Annotated in this window: 1 protein-coding gene and 1 pseudogene; both read right to left on the reverse strand. The window is 67.8% G+C overall.

The features are described from left to right. Positions 1–168, reverse strand: a pseudogene (locus D471_RS42505) (ABC transporter permease); the annotation flags it as partial. Positions 169–231: 63 nt separating this feature from the next. Beyond that, the gene (locus D471_RS0117125) at positions 232–1320 is read right to left on the reverse strand and encodes an ABC transporter permease (protein ID WP_017599757.1); all 1089 of its coding nucleotides are present in this window, start codon (positions 1318–1320) and stop codon (positions 232–234) included. Positions 1321–1745: the final 425 nt, after the last annotated feature.

Raw genomic sequence — 1745 nt, forward strand, 5'->3', positions numbered from 1 at the left:
GACGTCCGTGGGGTTGTCCGTGTCGACGACCAGTGGCCCGACGAAGGAGAACAGCAGGACGCCGACGACGAGGCAGAGCCCGACGAATCCGCTCGTGCTGTGGGTCAGCCCCCGCCAGATGCTCCCCCAGACACCGGCTGCGGGGGTCGACGTGGTGGCGGTGGTCATGGTCGTGGCCCTCCGGGGCGTGTGGTGTGCGTGTCGCGCGTGGATCGGTGCATGGCGGCGGCCCTAGTCGCGGATGCGCGGGTCGAGACGGCTGTAGAGCAGGTCCGCGATGAGGTTGGCGAGGACCACGCACGAGGTGATGATGACCAGCAGGCCCTGGAGGAGCGGGTAGTCGCGGTAGTTGACGGCGTCCAGGAGGAGGCCGCCCACGCCCTTGTAGACCAGGACCTCCTCGACGAAGATCGCGCCGCCGACGAGGACGCCGAAGGAGATCGCGATCTGGGCCACCAACGGCAGGATGGCGTTGCGCCCGACGTAGGCGGAGGCGATGCGGGTGTCCCGCAGCCCGCGGGCGCGGGCCACGGTCACGTAGTCCTCGCTCAGGACCTCCGTGGTGGAGGCCTTCATGATGAGCATCCAGACGCCGATGATCGCCAGGACGTAGGTGATGATCGGCAGGAGCGCGTGGAGGAACGCGTCACCGACGAACTCCGCCGTGAAGCCGGGTTCGATCCCGGGGCTGAGTGTCCCGCGCAGGGCGATCGGGTTGAACCAGCCCAGGTACATCCCCGCTCCGGCCACGAGCACCATGGCGATGAGGTAGTTGGGGACGGCGCCGAGCACGGAGGCGACGACGCTGAGCACGTGGTCCAGGAACCGGTTGCGCCAGTAGGCCATGACCATGCCCAGGACGAGGCCGAGGACGATGGCGATGAGGGTTCCGGTGCCGATGCTGAACAGCGTCCAGGGCAGGTAGGCGCTGATGGCCTCCATCACGGTGACGCCCGGCCGGTTGATGGTGTCGCCCAGATCGAAGGTGACCAGACCGACGAGGAAGTCCCACCACTGCTCGTACAGGGGCGCGTCCACGTCGTAGGCCAGAGAGTACGTGGCGATCGCCCGGGCCTCCTCCATGCTCATCCCGCCCTGGGTGAGCCGCCCGGCCATGACGTCGACGGGGTCGCCGGGCATGGCGCGGCCGAGGAAGAAGGTCACGTTGGCGACCACGAACACGACGGTCAGGGCCTTGCGGACCTTGACGACGGCGTAGTGGCGCCAGATCCGGAGCCAGAGGGGGCGGGCGTCCTTCCGGGCGGGGACGCGCCCCACGGGTGGCGACGGTGGTGGGGAGGCCGCGATGTCGGTGGTCACGGTGCTCCTTCGAGCGGGGGTCGGGTCGTGCGTGGAGGGCTCATTTATTTATTAGGAAAGTTTCCTAATAAAAGCTCACCGTAATCGGCGGGATGTGTCGCGCGCCACCCCCGTGACCAAACGGCGTCTGGAGCGCGACACGATCAGTTCCACAAACGACGCATTGAGTGACGTTCACTCATAATTCGGGCTGTCCACATCCGGCCAACCCGTGACTTACACAACTTTTGTCAGTGTTGCCCCGCACCGCTCGCTTCGTACGGTGACGGTTCCGACGACAGCCACCCGAGCACCCCCACGGCTCGGGCGAAGAGCGGAGGCGACACGTGCGCGGAGCACGCACGATCACCACGTCAACCGTCGGCGTCCTCACGGGCGCCCTCACCCTCACCCTCGCGGCGGCCGTCCCCGCCGCCGCCGACCCC

Source organism: Nocardiopsis lucentensis DSM 44048 (assembly GCF_000341125.1).
Classification (GTDB): domain Bacteria; phylum Actinomycetota; class Actinomycetes; order Streptosporangiales; family Streptosporangiaceae; genus Nocardiopsis; species Nocardiopsis lucentensis.